The organism is Humibacter albus DSM 18994 (assembly GCF_000421825.1).
GTDB classification, from domain to species: Bacteria; Actinomycetota; Actinomycetes; order Actinomycetales; family Microbacteriaceae; genus Humibacter; species Humibacter albus.
On record NZ_ATXT01000018.1, the window covers coordinates 178833 to 193148 of the forward strand.

Genomic DNA, 14316 nt, shown 5'->3' on the forward strand with positions numbered 1-14316 from the left:
CCGTGCCACCCAGGCACGGATCATGATGCGCCCACCGGATCCACGCACGTGGGCGTGCTCGACTCACCCGTATGTCCTGAGCGGTTCACGGTGACCGTGAGACACACTCGGCGATCCGGATGGTCGATCGTGAACGTTGTGCCCCGTTGCAGGCTCGGCTCGCCGCCATCGACGCTCACCTGGTACTGATCGCCGGTCGACAGCCCGGGATCGTGCCAGCTGAACTCGACCGAATCGCCGATGACGCGCCCTTCCACATTGCGCACGAGGGGAATGGCCGAGGGCTGCGCCACATGCGTGAGCACAACGGACAGTGTGACGATGAACGCCGCGCCGAGCACGACGCACGCGGCGATCAGCCAGCCCGCCGCGCGGAGGTTTCTCGGCGCCGGGACCGCAGTCTGCGGCTCCCCCGTCTCGCGCACCGCGGTGCGATCGCTCCCGGTCTCGGCCCTGCGTCGACGACGGCGCTGCTGTGCGGACGACACCGTGACGACGCCTTTGATCCTGGTTCGATCGTCGTCGTCGACCTCCGGCGCGGCAACCCATCCGTCCACCGCGATGTCCGCTGGAGTGGCGGTGAAGCCGAGTTCCGTCTCGACGGATTGCAGGTCGCGGGCGAACTCCAGCGCGCTGGCCTGCCGCGCCTCCGGCTTCTTCGACATCGCGCGGCTGAGAACCGCCTCCAACCGGGCGGGCACGTCGTCGCGACCGATCTGCTCCGGCTTGGCGCGCTGGATGCGCGACATGAGCTGAGCCGACGAGTTGTCGGTTCCCGGCACTTCGAACGGCGAGCGCCCCGCGATCAGCGAGTACACGGTGGCACCGAGCGCCCACACCTCACTGGCCACCGTTCCCGTGGTGTCATCGGTGAGGACTTCGGGCGCAGACCACGGAATCGACATCCCGACCGACCCCGTGGCCTGCACGTCGCCGACCGTGGCGGCGATGCCGAAGTCGGAGAGCACCGGATGCCCGTAGACCGTCGTCAGGATGTTCGACGGCTTCACGTCACGGTGCAGAACGCCGGCGCGGTGCGCGGTCTCCAGCGCGCCGGCGATCTTGACGCCGATCGACAGCGCCTCGGCGACGCTCAGCGGGTCGGCGCGGTAGCGCTGGTTCAGCGTCGGCGCACACAGCTCCATCACGAGATAGGGCCGACCGTCGGATGCCACGCTCGCCTGATACACGGTGAGCACGGCGGGATGCGAGCTCAGCTGAGCCATCAGGTTGGCCTCGGCCTGGAACATCGCGCGGATCTCGGGTGTCACGACCTCGGAGAGAAGCACCTTCACGGCGACCTGGCGTCTGGGCATGTTCTGCTCGTACAGGAAGACGTCGGCGAAGCCTCCCGATCCCAGTGCGCGCACGTACGAGAACCCGGGGAGGTTCGGCGGCGCCGAGGGCAACCGCTTGGCCATCGCGCCTCCCATCGGCTCGGTCATCCTCGTCCCGGCGAGCGGGAAACGTGCACCATTGTAAGCGGCCGCAGGGCGCCAGGCCTGAGGGGCCCGCGCGAAAGCTCACCCTCAGCGGCGACGCGCTCCGCGCTTCGGCGGCAACGGCGATTCCGGCGTCTCGAGCACGTCGACCACGACGACCGTCACGTTGTCGCGCCCACCGTTGCCGAGGGCCGCATCCATCAGCTGCCCTGCCGCGTCGAGCGGGCTCGAGCCGACCGTGAGATAGTGCCGGATGCCGTGTTCTGTGAGCTCTTTGGTGAGACCGTCGGAGCACGCCAGAAGCCGGGTTCCGGCCACCACGGGCACCAGGCTGAAGTCCGGCACCGGGTCCTCGTTGAAACCCACCGCCCTCGTGATGACGTTCGCGTGGGGATGCACCTCCGCCTCGGACGGCGTGATCGCCCCGGCGTCGAGGAGCTCCTGCACGATGGAGTGATCGACGGTGAGTTGGCGCAGCTCGTCGTCCTCGAGCTCGTACACGCGGGAGTCGCCGATGTTGAACACGAGCCAGCTCGGCTCGCCCGAGGCCATCGTGAGACCGAATCCGGTGACCGTCGTGCCTGTGCCGAGATCGGTGCGGCCGGCATCCTTGTCCATGTCCGCCACGGCGGCCCGGAGTGCGGAGTCGATGCCGTCCTCATCGACGAAGGGGCTCGACACCTGCTCCGCGAGGCGCGTCACGACAGCGTTGCTGGCGATGTCGCCGGCACTATGACCGCCCATGCCGTCGGCCACCGCGAACACCGGCGACTTGGCGATGAGGCTGTCCTCGTTGGCCGCTCGGCGGTAGCCCTTGTCGCTCAGCGCCGCCCACGACAGGGTGATGCGAGCGCCGCTCGTGCCGGGCACGACAACATGATGCCGCCTGCTGCTACGCCCGATCTGGGTCACGCGGGCATCCTTTCGGGTGTGGCTGCATGCCGAGGATTCCCCAGTCCTCGCCTCGTTGCGCGGGCGTTCACCGTGCTTCGGGGATGATGTCGATGATAGTCCCGTCGCCGATGTCGACCGACGCGGTGCCGACGACGACGATCGATTCGCCGGGCCGCAGCCGCCGCGGCGGGCGGCCGGGCAGTACCACCGTCGTGCCGTTGCGTGAGCGCAGATCGGTGATCACGACGGTGCTTCCGATGCGTTCCACGCGCAGGTGGGATGCCGACACCACGTGATCGGGAGAGGGCACCGTCACCAGTTGCGGCTCCACCCCTCCCCGCGAGCTTCGCGACGGTCGACGGCCGAACACGATCGGCGTGTGCAACTGCCGCGCCTCGCCGCCGCGCACCGCGACGACCACCGTCGCCGAGGCACCCAGGGCGGGGACGTTCGTCGGTTCGGCGGACGATTCGAATCGATCGGCCGGTGTTTCCTGCGGAGGCGACGGCGGTGCGGGCGGGGCAGGCACCGCCGCGGCTGGCGCGGGTGGAGGCGGGGGCATCCGGATGCCACCTGGAATGACGGCCAGGGGCTCGGTCGGCACCCCGTTGTCCAGGGGGGCACGCGGCCGCAACGCGGTGCGCTCGTCGATCTCCCTGCGTTCGACGCGCCGTACCGTCTCGTCGTCGATGGTCTGGTCGGTGTCGGCGGGGCCATCCAGCCCACTGTTTCTGGGCGGATCGCGCACGATCCGCACCGTCTCGTCGTCGACGACAGGGCGCGGGGCATCGGATGCCCGGCCGCGGACGATCCGGATCGTCTCGTCGTGCGGGACATCCGTCGCAGTGTTCGAAGGGGGACGACCCCGCAACACCGTCGCTTCGTCCAATGCTGCGGCGGGCCGCAGGTAGGCGACTGCCGCACCATCGGTTGCCGTACGGCGTGAACCGGTCCCCATGTCGGTGCCGGACCAGAGCACCGAACCCGCGCGCGTCATCCCTGACGACACCTCGACCGCACCGGGAACACGATTCGCCACGGCGTCGAATCGCCGCGCGGGTCCGCCGAGCTCGACGGCGATGGTGTCGCGGAATGTGGCGATGAGCCACGGCTGCACGCCCGACGAGGAGAATCGGCGAGACCCGCCCACCGAGTACACGTCGACGACGGCGCGACCGCGCGTGACAGCCGTGACCTGCCACCCGCCGGGACGGTCGCTCTGTGCCGCGTCCACGTGCACGACGGCGAACGAGTCGGCACCGTCGGCGCCGAGCGGTATGGCCGAGACGACATCTTCGAGCGGGCATTCCCCCCTCGCTGCCAGGGCGGAGAGCTGGCGCAGCACATCGGTGCCCAGACCCGAGTCGTCGGTGCCGGATGCCGCATCCCGCGATTCGATGACCGCGACGAACGATCGGCCGACGACGGTGAGCCAGTCGTCCTCCGGCGGGCGCGACGGCGCCGCGTAGGCGAACCAGCGAATGTCACCGGGCTTCTCCACCGGCGGCCCCCTGTCGTCGTTCTGATCGTCGACGGCAGCACCAGTCGATCGGCACAGCGCCCTTGGTTCGTGCGCACCATGAGTGTAATGGCGCCGATGGCGGCGAACGTGCAGCGTCGGGTGCCGAGCGCGTTCAGCGGTCGGGAAATGTGGACGATTCGCCACACGCTGATGATGCGTCGGACGCGACGATTCGTCGCAGGCTGATGATGCGTCGGAGGTGACGATTCGTCAGAGGGTGACGATTCGTCTCATCTGAATGGTTCGTCGACCGTGAGCGGATGCGGTGCGGCTCACTCGGTGATGCGGATGTCGTCAGCTGCGGCCAGAGAGCGAAGCTCGCGGGTGATGCCGGCACGGAGGTCGTCATGCTGTCGACCGAGCCTGGAGCCCGGGTCGCTCCAGTTCGCGAGGTCGTAGAGCCATACGGGTCGCCAGATCAGCTCGGCCGATTCCCATTCGTAACGGGGCCACACGTGTGCGTGCACGAAGGAATCCGCGTTCCCGAGAATGTCGATGTTGACCCGACGGAATGACGGATCCATGTTCTTGCAGGCTCGCTCGACGGCGGTCGCGAGAAGATCGACGTCAGCAAGGAACTGGACGCGCTCCGCGCGCGGCAGTTCCGCGAGCGCCGTCGCGTTCGGGTCCTTGCCGAGCAGCACGCAATACCCGGGCAGAAACTGCACGTCTCCGATGACGGCATATCCGCTGGTCAACTCAGCCAGAACCGTGGGGTTCTCTCCACGTGCCGCAGACCCGATTCGGTCGTCGCGCCAGTCCATGGTCTTCGACGGTACTGGAGTTCCTGGCGTTGGCGGTACTCGAGCCCGAGGGCGCGACGGTTCCCGAACCCGAGGCGTCAACGGTCGCTTGAGCTCGACCTGTGGTCAGAACTCTCCACAGATCTCACCTTAAGACTTCCGTCGATCGTCGGTGACGGATATAATCGAAAGTATGTTCGATATTCGCGAGGACGACGCGGTGGCCGGCAGTCGCACAGTCGACGCTTCCGCGGGTGTGCGAACGGATGACGATCTCTGGACGGATGACGGCGTCTGGGGAGAAGAATGCGAGGGACCGGATTGGTTCGATCCGGAGTTGCCGCTGACAGCGCCCATGCGGGTGTCGGCTGGCCGGCTTCTGGGCTGGGCTTTGGATGATGCGGTGGCGACCCAGACGGTGGTGAACATGCAGGCGGCGCGGCAGATGTTCGCGATCGGTGACGCGTTCCGTCTCGCGCGGGAGAATCCACTGATCTACGTCTCCTCCGCCGCCGCCGAACGCATCCCTGGCGCGAACGATGTGGATTTCGCGGTGCGGTCGGTCGCGTTCGATCTCGCGCAACGACTCACGTTCAGCGAGAACCTGGTGCGTGATCTCGCCTGCCAGGCCGACACGTTGAACACGTCCCTGCCGCGGCTGCGGGGCTTGTTCATGTCGGGCCGAATCAGCCAAGCGCACGTGCGCGCCGCGGTCGACAACATCGTCGGGCTGCCGAGCGCGGAGGCGACCGGGGTCTATGACGAGAAACTCGCCAACATCGCCGTCGGTGTGCCCGCTGGACGGTTCCGCGCCCGCGCGCGCCGGTTGCGGGAACGGCTGTGCAGCGAGACCCTGCAGGAGAGGCATGAAGAAGCGGCGAGGCTGCGGCGTGTCGTCGTCGAACCGGCCGAGGACGGCATGGCGTGGTTGCACGTGTTCGCTCCCCTGGTCGAGGTGGTGCGCGCCAACGCTCGGCTGACGGGCACCGCGGAGCATCTGAAACACCAGCAGGGCGAAAAGCGTACCCGCGACCAGCTGAAAACCGACCTGCTGATGTCCTGGCTGACCGGAGACGGCACTCCGACCGCCGCGACCGTGCACCCTACGATCCTGATCGATGACAAAGGCCGCATGGCCGAACTGCTCGGCTACGGACCGATCCCGCCGAAGGCCGCTGGACTGGCGTTGCGCGACGCGCCAGCGTTTCGCAAAGCGATGGCGGACCCGATCCGACCCGCGAATCTGAAACTCGACACCACTCGATACCGGCCCACCGCCGACCAGAAGCACTGGCTCACCCTCCGCTACGGACTCGACGACAACGCCGACCCCTACCTCGCGCCAGGCGTGACCACTGGCGGGGAGATCGACCACGTCACCGAATGGCACAACGGCGGCACGACAGATGTTGACAACCTCCTCCCCCTGAAACCGCGACTCCACCGACTCAAGTCAGTCACCCGTATCCGCCTCGACCCCAAACCCGACGGCGGCATCCGTATCCGCACACCCACCGGCTACGACACCGACCCACCACCCTTCTGACGGACCAGAAACCGGCATAGCCTGTCTGCGCCACCTGGCTGCACCGCCTGCCCGCATGGCCTGTCTGCGCCACCTGGCTGCACCGCCTGCCCGCATGGCCTGTCTGCGCCACCTGGCTGCACCGCCTGCCCGCATGGCCTGCCCGCATGGCCTATCTACATGGCTGAGAGGGGCACGGGGAGATTGTCGGGTCCTCTGAGGGACTCAGGCGAATGCCGTGTCGTCCAAAACACAGGCGAATGCCGTGTCATCCCAAAACACGCACCTCAGGATGCCTCACCGCCGCAAGCGGCCGAATGCATCGCGATCCGAGCGCCGGCCGTTGGCGGGAGCTTTGTCTTCGAAAGCCCAGTCGGGCAGCATTCCGCGATCGAGCATCTCCTCGATCAACTCGGCGAAGCCGTACGAACGGTCGGCGGCACGAGCCGCCAGCGTGTACTCGCCCGCGACGGAACTCGCACCCAGCGCCCAGTTCAGCCAGGCGAGCGATGACAAGGCCGGCGCCCGGTCCGCTTCGGGGAGCAGCGCGGCGACGTGACGGAGCAGCGTGTTGGCACGGTCGACTGCGCTGCGATCCGGTCTTCCCAGAGCGCCGCGACCGGAAAGCGCGAGTTCGACGTCGCGGTCGTCGACGGGTTCGCCCCGCTGGAAACGTTCCTGGAACCGAAGGGCGCGCTCACCGACCTTCGTACCCCAGCACCAGGTGAGCAGCAGGACATCTCGAAGCGGCGGACGCGAGAGCGCGCTGGCGACGAGAGCCGCCGCCACAGGGCCGACCTTCTCGGGGTCCCAGTGCAGGCTGTACTCGGCCACCCAGAGCGGATCGGGCACGTCGTCCGCAGCTTTCCAGGTAGTGAGCACGTCGAGAGTACGTTGACGAAGTGTCGGGTCTGTGAGGGGAAGAGCCGCCTGGTCCTTGGGCGATGCGCCGCGTGCCGGCGCGTCCGGATCGAGCGCGCGAAGACTCGACGCCGCCTCCAACTCGTCGATGGGCCGGGGCTCGTCCGTGTAGTCGCCCCATCCGTCACTCGCGACGTACAGCGGATCGCGCACCTCGAACCCTGCTGCCGATGCGGCACGCACGATGGCATCCACCACGTCCCGCCGCGGAGCGCCCGTGGCGCACGAGGCATCCGTGTAGACGACCGGCAGCACACCGTCGACCTCGCGAAGCCGGCAGAGCATCCCGGTCACCGTCGAGGCGAACAGGGCGGCTCGCGACTCTGAGCTGTCGGGAGGAAGATCCACGCGGAACGTTCCACCGGAGACTTTGCCGGCGAACGCGACGAGAACAAGGCTCTCCCTCGGTTCGAATCCGACGAGCTCGGGCACGAGTGCGAGCAGGGCGAGTGGGCTGGTGGCGACGACGCGGTAAGACATGTCCCTCAGCGTCGTCCGACCGGCATCGGCGTGCGGACGCTCACCACTTCGGTGGACAGGCGGCCTCACGCGCCGCACTGTGGACGGGAAGATGGGATCTGCCGCAGCGGACAAGGTCGACCGGGCGCTCCCCGTCAGACGTCGTCCGTGACAGCACCCGCGAACTGCGCGTTGTACAGCGAGTAATACGCGCCGCCGGCGGCCAGCAGCTGCGCATGCGTCCCCTGCTCCACAATGTGGCCCGCCTCCATCACCAGGATGAGGTCGGCGTCACGAATGGTGGAGAGCCGGTGCGCGATGACGAAGCTGGTTCGTCCCGTGCGCAGCGCGCTCATCGCCTTCTGCACGAGCAACTCCGTGCGGGTGTCCACCGAGCTCGTGGCCTCATCGAGGATGAGCACGCTCGGCCTGGCGAGGAAGGCGCGCGCGATCGTGAGCAGCTGCTTCTCCCCCGCCGACACGTTCGACGCATCATCGTCGAGTACGGTGTCGTACCCGTCGGGCAGCGAACGGACGAAACGGTCGACATAGCTCGCGCGCGCGGCATCCAGGATCTCGTCCTCGGTGGCGTCCGGCCGTCCGTAGGCGATGTTCTCGCGGATGGTCCCGGCGAAGAGCCAGGTGTCCTGCAGCACCATGCCGATGCGGCTGCGCAACTCCTGCCGCGTGAGCGAGGTGATGTCCGCCCCGTCGAGAGTGATGCGGCCGGAATCGACCTCGTAGAAACGCATGATCAGGTTCACGAGCGTCGTCTTGCCCGCCCCCGTGGGCCCGACGATAGCGACCGTCTGCCCCGGCTCCGCCACCAGCGAGAGGTCGTCGATGAGCGGCTTCTCCGCCACGTAGCGGAACGAGACGTCGTTGAACTCGAGCCGCCCCTTCGTCTCCCCCATCGGAACCGGCGTCGACGGGTCGGAGGACTGCTCGTCGGCATCCAGGAGCTCGAACACGCGCTCGGCGGATGCCACGCCCGACTGCAACAGGTTCGCCATCGACCCGAGCTGGGCCAGCGGCTGCGTGAACTGGCGCGAGTACTGGATGAAAGCCTGCACGTCGCCGATCTGGATGACGCCGGCCGCCACCTGCAGGCCACCCACCACCGCGATCGCCACGTACACGAGGTTCCCGACGAACGTCATCGACGGCATGATGATGCCGGAGACGAACTGGGCGCCGAAGCTCGCGCGATAGAGCTCCTCGTTCTTCGCATCGAAGCGGGCGTTCACCTCGCGCTGACGTCCGAAGACCTTCACGATGGCGTGGCCGGAGTACGTCTCCTCGATCTGGGCGTTCAGCATGCCGGTGTTCTTCCACTGCGCCACGAACATGCGCTGCGAGCGCTTGGCGATGACCATGGTCACGATCAGCGTGAGCGGAATGGAGACCAGCGCGATCACCGCGAGCAGCGGGGAGATCACGAACATCAGCACCAGCACGCCGACCACGGTGAGGAGCGACGTGATCACCTGGCTCATCGTCTGCTGCAGACTCTGCTGGATGTTGTCGATGTCGTTCGTCACCCGGCTGAGCAACTCGCCGCGGGGCATCGTGTCGAAGTACTTCAGCGGCAGACGGTGGACCTTCTCCTCGACCTCCTTGCGGAGCCGATAGACGGTGCGCATCGTGACGCCGTTCAGGATGTACGCCTGCAGCCAGCTGAAGATCGAGGCCGCGATGTAGAGCACCAGCACGAGCATCAACACATGGGACAACGCGGTGAAGTCGATTCCATGACCCGGATTCAGGTCGACACCGCTGAGCATGTCGGCCATCTGACCCTGGCCGTGCTGGCGCATTCCCTCCAGCACTTCATGCTTCGTCGCGCCCGCCGGGAGGCTCTTGGAGATGAAGCCGGCCACGATGATGTTGGTCCCCGTGCCGAGCAGCTTCGGCCCCAGCACGGTGAAGGTCACGCTGACCACCGTCAGCACGAAGACGAAGACGAGAGCGATCGCCTCCGGGCGAAGACGACCGATCAGCCGCTTGGCGCTCGGACCGAAGTTCATCGCCTTCTCTGCGGGCATCCCAGCGCCGCCGAACGGTCCGCGACCGCCAGGGCCGCGACGAGGTGTGGGGCCGGCACCGCGTGCCGGGGTCTTCGTCTCGCTCATGCCGCTTCCTCCGCCGTGAGCTGGGACGACACGATCTCCGCATAGGTCTCGGACGTCTCCAGAAGTTCTTCGTGCGTGCCGGACCCGACGATCCGCCCGTTCTCCAGCACCAGGATCTGGTCCGCGTCGGTGATGGTGGAGACGCGCTGCGCGACGATCACGAACGTCGACCCTCGTTCGTGCTCTCGAAGCGCGCGCCGCAGCCGGGCATCCGTCGCAAGGTCCAGGGCGGAGAACGAGTCGTCGAAAACGTAGATCTCCGGCCGCTTGACCAGCGCTCGAGCGATCGCGAGGCGCTGCCTCTGCCCGCCGGAGACGTTCGTGCCGCCCTGGGCGATCTCGGCGTCCAAGGTGCCGTCCATCGCCTGCACGAAGTCCTTCGCCTGGGCGATCTCGAGTGCTCGCCACAGCTCGTCGTCGGTAGCGTCCGGCTTGCCGTATCGCAGATTGGATGCCACGGTGCCCGAGAACAGATAGGGCTTCTGCGGCACGAGTCCGATGCGCGACCAGAGGACGTCCGGGTCGAGTTCTGCGACATCCACTCCGTCGATCATCACCTGACCGCTGGTGGCGTCGAAGAGCCGGGGCAGCAGGTTGATCAGCGTCGTCTTGCCGGATCCGGTCGAACCGATGATCGCGACAGTCTGCCCACGCTCGACACGCACATTCAGGTCGCTGAGAACGGGATCCTCGGCGCCCGGGTAGGCGAATCCGACCTCGAACAGCTCAATCGAACCGTGCTCGTCCAGGTGAGTGATCGGGTTCGCGGCCGTCTTCACCGTAGGCTCGGTCTGAAGGACCTCGCCGATCCGCTCCGCGCACACGGCAGCACGCGGCACCATCACGAACATGAAGGTCGCCATCATGACGCCCATCAGAATCTGCATCAGGTAACTGAGGAACGCGGTCAGGGTGCCGACCTGCAGCGATCCGTCATCGATGCGGAACGCCCCGAACCAGATCACGGCGACGCTCGAGAGGTTGAGCACGAGCATCACGGTCGGGAACATCAGCGCCATCAGGCGTCCGGCCTTCAGCGCCGTCTCGGTCACCTCCGCGTTCGCCGTGTCGAACCGATCGCGTTCGATGTCCTCACGCACGAACGCGCGCACCACCCGGATGCCCGACAACTGCTCGCGCAGAACCCGGTTCACCTGATCGATGCGCTTCTGCATGCGTCGGAACTGGGGCACCATGCGAGTGATGATCAGCACGACGCAGATCAGCAGCACGGGCACGCTCACGGCGATGAGCCACGACATCCCGGCGTCCTGCTGGATCGCGAGCACGATGCCGCCGATGCACAGGATGGGCGCCGAGACGAGAAGCGTGCACGTCATGAGCACCAGCATCTGCACCTGTTGCACGTCGTTCGTCGTGCGCGTGATCAACGACGGCGCACCGAAGTGCGTGACCTCGCGTTCGGAGAATGCGCCGACGTGCCCGAAAAGGGCGCCGCGCAGGTCGCGGCCGAGGCGCATCGACGCTTTGGCACCGAAGTAGACGGCGACGATGTTGCAGATCACCTGGCCGAGGGTGACGATCAGCATGAAGCCGCCGTTCGCCAGAATGTAGCCGGTGTCGCCCTTGATCACGCCCTCGTCGATGAGGTCGGCGTTCAGCGTCGGAAGGTAGAGCGAGGCGAACGACTGCAGGAGCTGGAAGCACACGACGCCGACCAGCAGGGGCCAGTGCGGCCTCAGGTAGCGCACGAGCAAGCGCATCAACATTTCTTGTCCTCGGTTCGCATTCGTCGTTCAGACAGTGGTTTTCACCGTGGCCGGGGCATCCTGTCCGGCCAACGGTCGTCCTTCATCGGATGTCCGTGCCCGCCTCGCGTCGGCGAGCGCGCGAGCCGCCCGCGTGCGCGCCGCGTCCTCGTCTCCCTCGGCGGTGCCGCCGGCGATGCCGTACACGATCAGTCGCGCGAGCTCGCCCGCATCGAACGTCTTCTCCTGGTTGAAGGCCGGGATCGCCGAGGCGAAGGCGACGAGGCGAATGTACGGCGCCACGTCTTCAGGCGGCACGTTCAGCCGCTCGAGCTCCGGCTCGATCAGCTTCGAGACGATGGTGACGTACTGCCCCGTATCCCCCGGCTCGCGCTGGCGGAGCGGTGGCTCCTGCCCGGTGCGTCCGATCGCCGCCATGATGTTGATCACGCCGTGAAAGCGACGCTGCAGGAGGGTCAGCACGGAGCGCATCTTCTCTTCGAGCGGAAGCGACTGCTCGAGCTCGGCGAGGCTGGCGCGCAACGGCGCAGGGTCCAGATAGACCTCCGCAGCCTCGCGCAAGAGCGTCTCCTTGTCGCCGAACGCGCGGAACACGGTCCCTTCGGCGACGCCGGCCGCCTCGGCGATCTGACGCGACGTCAGCGCCGCGCCATGCTCGATCACGGCAGGGATCACCGCCTGGATGATCGCCGCCTTGCGTTCGTCAGGAGGCAATGGGCTGGCACGATGGGGGACTTTCGGCACGTGCAGATGCTAACTGAGTGTGCGCTCACTCCGCAAGAGGCGGCGAGTACACGAGCCGCGACTCAGGAGGGGGCGAGCACCGTGAACTCACGGGAGTAGGCCGGAGACCCGTCGCCCTCGCGCCAGGTCACGCGGATGCGCGGCGGCGGTGCCCCGCGTCCGCCGGTGACCCGGAACTGCAAGGCATCGTCCCGGTCGACGTCGCGTGGGATCACCTCGTCGGGCCGCACGAACTTCGGCGGCAGCGTGGCGTCGGAGAGCAGCGCGTCGTTCGCCTTCGTCAAGCCGGTATTGCGCAATGCCCACGTCGAGCTGCGCACGCGCTCCAGCCGCCACGTCACGCGGACGACGCGTTCCGTCGCGCCGGTCCCGCCGCTGTGCACGTCGTGGTCTTCGGCGCGTGACACGGTGGCCCGTCCTGCCACGGCGACGGACGCCGCCTGCTCGGTGGACTCACCCCCGTCACCTTCTGCGGGCTCCGCCCCGGTCAGCTCGGCCTGCGCCTCTGCTCGGGCCGCCTTGTCGGCCGCCGCTTCGGCCTCGCGGCTGCTCTCTGCGGCAGCCGCCGACGCCTGCGCGGCAGACTGCGCGGCGCGCGTCGCCTGGTCGAGCGCCTGGGCGGCATCCTGCCGCGCGTCGGCGAGCCGCGTCTCGAACTGGTCGAGCGTAACCGCAGCGGCCTGCGCCGTAGCTTCGGCTCGTGCGGCACCAGCAGCTGCCTGCGTGGCTCGCTCGTCGGCACCGCGCGCGCGGAGGACCGCGATGACGCCGAAGGCGATGGCGACGAGTGCGACGACGAGGCAGATGACGTTCAGGAGTATCACGAGAAAATACTAGGCAGTGCGGCCGACGAATCTCTGCGGCCCCTGCGAGCACTGATACCGGTTCTCCACAATTCGTCCCGCACGACGAATCGTGGTCGGATGTCGGCCGTAGTGTGACGGGCATGAACAGCCATCTGGTACGCATGTCGAGCCCCATCGGAAGGCTCGAGATCGTGGCGAACGACGACGCCATCACCGCCATCACCATCGAGCGCTCGGGCATGCTCCCCCGCGACGACGATGCGGAGAGCCCGAACGACGTCGCCAGGCTCGCCGCCGAGCAGCTGGAGGAGTACTTCGACGGCGACCGCCGCTCCTTCGACGTGCCGCTCGACCTCTCGGGGACTGCGTTCCGAAGGTCCGTCTGGACGGCGCTCATCGGTGTCGCGTGGGGCGAGCACACCACGTATGGTGAACTCGGTGCGGCCGTCGGCAAGCCCTCGGCGGGCCGAGCCGTCGGAGGAGCGATCGGAGCCAACCCGATACCGCTCCTGATCGGATGCCATCGCGTACTCGGTTCGGACGGCCGCGTCACCGGTTACAGCGGTGGCGAGGGCATTCCCACGAAGCTCTGGCTGCTCCAACATGAAGGGATCACACTCGCCGCATGACGGAGAACGCCGCGACCACCACGAGCACCACAACCACCACGACCACCGCGAACGACGTCACCGCCGGCATCCGCCCGAGCCTCGCCATCGGCGTGGACGGTGTTCCTCGCTGCGCGTGGGTGGGTGACGATCTCGAATACCAGCGCTATCACGACGAGGAATGGGGCACGCCCCTCACGGATGACCGCGCGCTCTACGAGAAGATCTGTCTGGAAGGGTTCCAGGCCGGGCTGTCCTGGCGGACCATCCTTCTCCGTCGCGACGCCTTCCGCCTGGCGTTCCACGGCTTCGACGTCGAGCGCGTCGCTGCGATGACCGAAGAAGATGTCGAGCTGCTGCTGCAGAACGCCGCGATCATCCGGCACCGGGGAAAGATCGAGGCCGCGATCTCGAACGCGCGCGCCGTGCTCGCGCTCGAGATGCCCCTGAGTGAGCTCGTCTGGTCGTTCGCCCCGCCCGAGAAGGCCGACAACGCCCCGGCATCGCTCACCGAGGTGCCTGCCGTCACCCCGGAATCGGTCGCCCTGAGCAAACGGCTGCGCTCGCTCGGTTTCCGCTTCGTCGGTCCGACCACGATGTACGCGCTCATGCAGTCCGCGGGCCTGGTCGACGATCACGTCGCCGGATGCTGGCGAGCTCGTGACCCTCGGACGCAACGGCGAAGCGAGAGCCACGCAACGAGGTCCGCGCGATGAGGCCGACACGATGAAGCCGGCGCCATAAGAACGGCGCAACGGGAGTTGCACTGATAGGCCGGGCCGGCGGGGAA

General features: G+C 67.5%; 12 protein-coding genes. 3 read left to right on the plus strand and 9 right to left on the minus strand.

Annotation, left to right across the window (positions count from 1 at the left end; genetic code table 11):
• Nucleotides 1-20 precede the first annotated feature (20 nt).
• The 4 genes from H623_RS0115360 to H623_RS0115380 all read right to left on the minus strand — a co-directional run bounded on the left by H623_RS0115360 (nucleotide 21) and on the right by H623_RS0115380 (nucleotide 4622).
• Complete coding sequence (locus H623_RS0115360) at nucleotides 21-1421, minus strand: serine/threonine-protein kinase (RefSeq protein ID WP_157561002.1); 1401 nt, start codon at nucleotides 1419-1421, stop codon at nucleotides 21-23.
• Nucleotides 1422-1529: 108 nt separating this feature from the next.
• Nucleotides 1530-2354, minus strand: a complete 825-nt coding sequence (locus H623_RS0115365; RefSeq protein WP_022901814.1) for a PP2C family protein-serine/threonine phosphatase — start codon at nucleotides 2352-2354, stop codon at nucleotides 1530-1532.
• A gap of 67 nt (nucleotides 2355-2421) precedes the next feature.
• A complete protein-coding gene (locus H623_RS21240) occupies nucleotides 2422-3837 on the minus strand; it encodes an FHA domain-containing protein (RefSeq protein WP_022901815.1) in 1416 nt (471 codons plus the stop codon).
• Nucleotides 3838-4130: 293 nt separating this feature from the next.
• Nucleotides 4131-4622 carry an HIT family protein gene (locus H623_RS0115380; RefSeq protein ID WP_022901817.1) on the minus strand — a complete coding sequence of 164 codons (492 nt, stop codon included), beginning with the start codon at nucleotides 4620-4622 and terminating at the stop codon, nucleotides 4131-4133.
• A gap of 199 nt (nucleotides 4623-4821) precedes the next feature.
• Between H623_RS0115380 and H623_RS0115385 the strand changes: the two genes are divergently transcribed.
• Complete coding sequence (locus H623_RS0115385; protein ID WP_211218013.1) at nucleotides 4822-6147, plus strand: HNH endonuclease signature motif containing protein; 1326 nt, start codon at nucleotides 4822-4824, stop codon at nucleotides 6145-6147.
• A gap of 276 nt (nucleotides 6148-6423) precedes the next feature.
• Here H623_RS0115385 and H623_RS0115390 read toward each other — a convergent pair whose 3' ends face one another.
• From H623_RS0115390 to H623_RS0115410, 5 genes are all read right to left on the minus strand, one after another.
• A complete protein-coding gene (locus H623_RS0115390; RefSeq protein ID WP_022901819.1) occupies nucleotides 6424-7527 on the minus strand; it encodes a DUF4192 family protein in 1104 nt (367 codons plus the stop codon).
• 134 nt (nucleotides 7528-7661) lie between these two features.
• Nucleotides 7662-9638 carry an ABC transporter ATP-binding protein gene (locus tag H623_RS0115395; protein WP_022901820.1) on the minus strand — a complete coding sequence of 659 codons (1977 nt, stop codon included), beginning with the start codon at nucleotides 9636-9638 and terminating at the stop codon, nucleotides 7662-7664.
• Nucleotides 9635-11368, minus strand: coding sequence for an ABC transporter ATP-binding protein (locus H623_RS0115400; RefSeq protein ID WP_022901821.1), 1734 nt, complete (start codon nucleotides 11366-11368; stop codon nucleotides 9635-9637). Before H623_RS0115400 ends, H623_RS0115395 begins: the two co-directional genes overlap by 4 nt.
• A 27-nt stretch (nucleotides 11369-11395) precedes the next feature.
• Nucleotides 11396-12112: a TetR/AcrR family transcriptional regulator gene (locus H623_RS20410; protein ID WP_022901822.1), complete on the minus strand. Its 717-nt coding sequence runs from the start codon at nucleotides 12110-12112 to the stop codon at nucleotides 11396-11398.
• A gap of 62 nt (nucleotides 12113-12174) precedes the next feature.
• A complete protein-coding gene (locus H623_RS0115410; RefSeq protein WP_022901823.1) occupies nucleotides 12175-12936 on the minus strand; it encodes a hypothetical protein in 762 nt (253 codons plus the stop codon).
• 122 nt (nucleotides 12937-13058) lie between these two features.
• Between H623_RS0115410 and H623_RS0115415 the strand changes: the two genes are divergently transcribed.
• Together H623_RS0115415 and H623_RS20415 are read left to right on the plus strand one after the other, a co-directional pair.
• Nucleotides 13059-13547 (plus strand): methylated-DNA--[protein]-cysteine S-methyltransferase, encoded by a 489-nt coding sequence (locus H623_RS0115415; protein ID WP_022901824.1) that lies wholly within the window; start codon nucleotides 13059-13061, stop codon nucleotides 13545-13547.
• Nucleotides 13544-14242, plus strand: coding sequence for a DNA-3-methyladenine glycosylase I (locus H623_RS20415; RefSeq protein WP_022901825.1), 699 nt, complete (start codon nucleotides 13544-13546; stop codon nucleotides 14240-14242). The genes H623_RS0115415 and H623_RS20415 overlap by 4 nt, the downstream gene beginning before the upstream one ends.
• Nucleotides 14243-14316: the final 74 nt, after the last annotated feature.

Excerpts from the sequence above, each read along its gene's own strand:
- H623_RS0115360 (WP_157561002.1), bottom strand. The coding sequence starts at position 1,421 with ATGGCCAAGCGGTTGCCCTCGGCGCCGCCGAACCTCCCCGGGTTCTCG.
- H623_RS0115380 (WP_022901817.1), bottom strand. The coding sequence starts at position 4,622 with ATGGACTGGCGCGACGACCGAATCGGGTCTGCGGCACGTGGAGAGAAC.
- H623_RS0115390 (WP_022901819.1), bottom strand. The coding sequence starts at position 7,527 with ATGTCTTACCGCGTCGTCGCCACCAGCCCACTCGCCCTGCTCGCACTC.
- H623_RS0115395 (WP_022901820.1), bottom strand. The coding sequence starts at position 9,638 with ATGAGCGAGACGAAGACCCCGGCACGCGGTGCCGGCCCCACACCTCGT.
- H623_RS0115400 (WP_022901821.1), bottom strand. The coding sequence starts at position 11,368 with ATGTTGATGCGCTTGCTCGTGCGCTACCTGAGGCCGCACTGGCCCCTG.
- H623_RS0115415 (WP_022901824.1), top strand. The coding sequence starts at position 13,059 with ATGAACAGCCATCTGGTACGCATGTCGAGCCCCATCGGAAGGCTCGAG.
- H623_RS20415 (WP_022901825.1), top strand. The coding sequence starts at position 13,544 with ATGACGGAGAACGCCGCGACCACCACGAGCACCACAACCACCACGACC.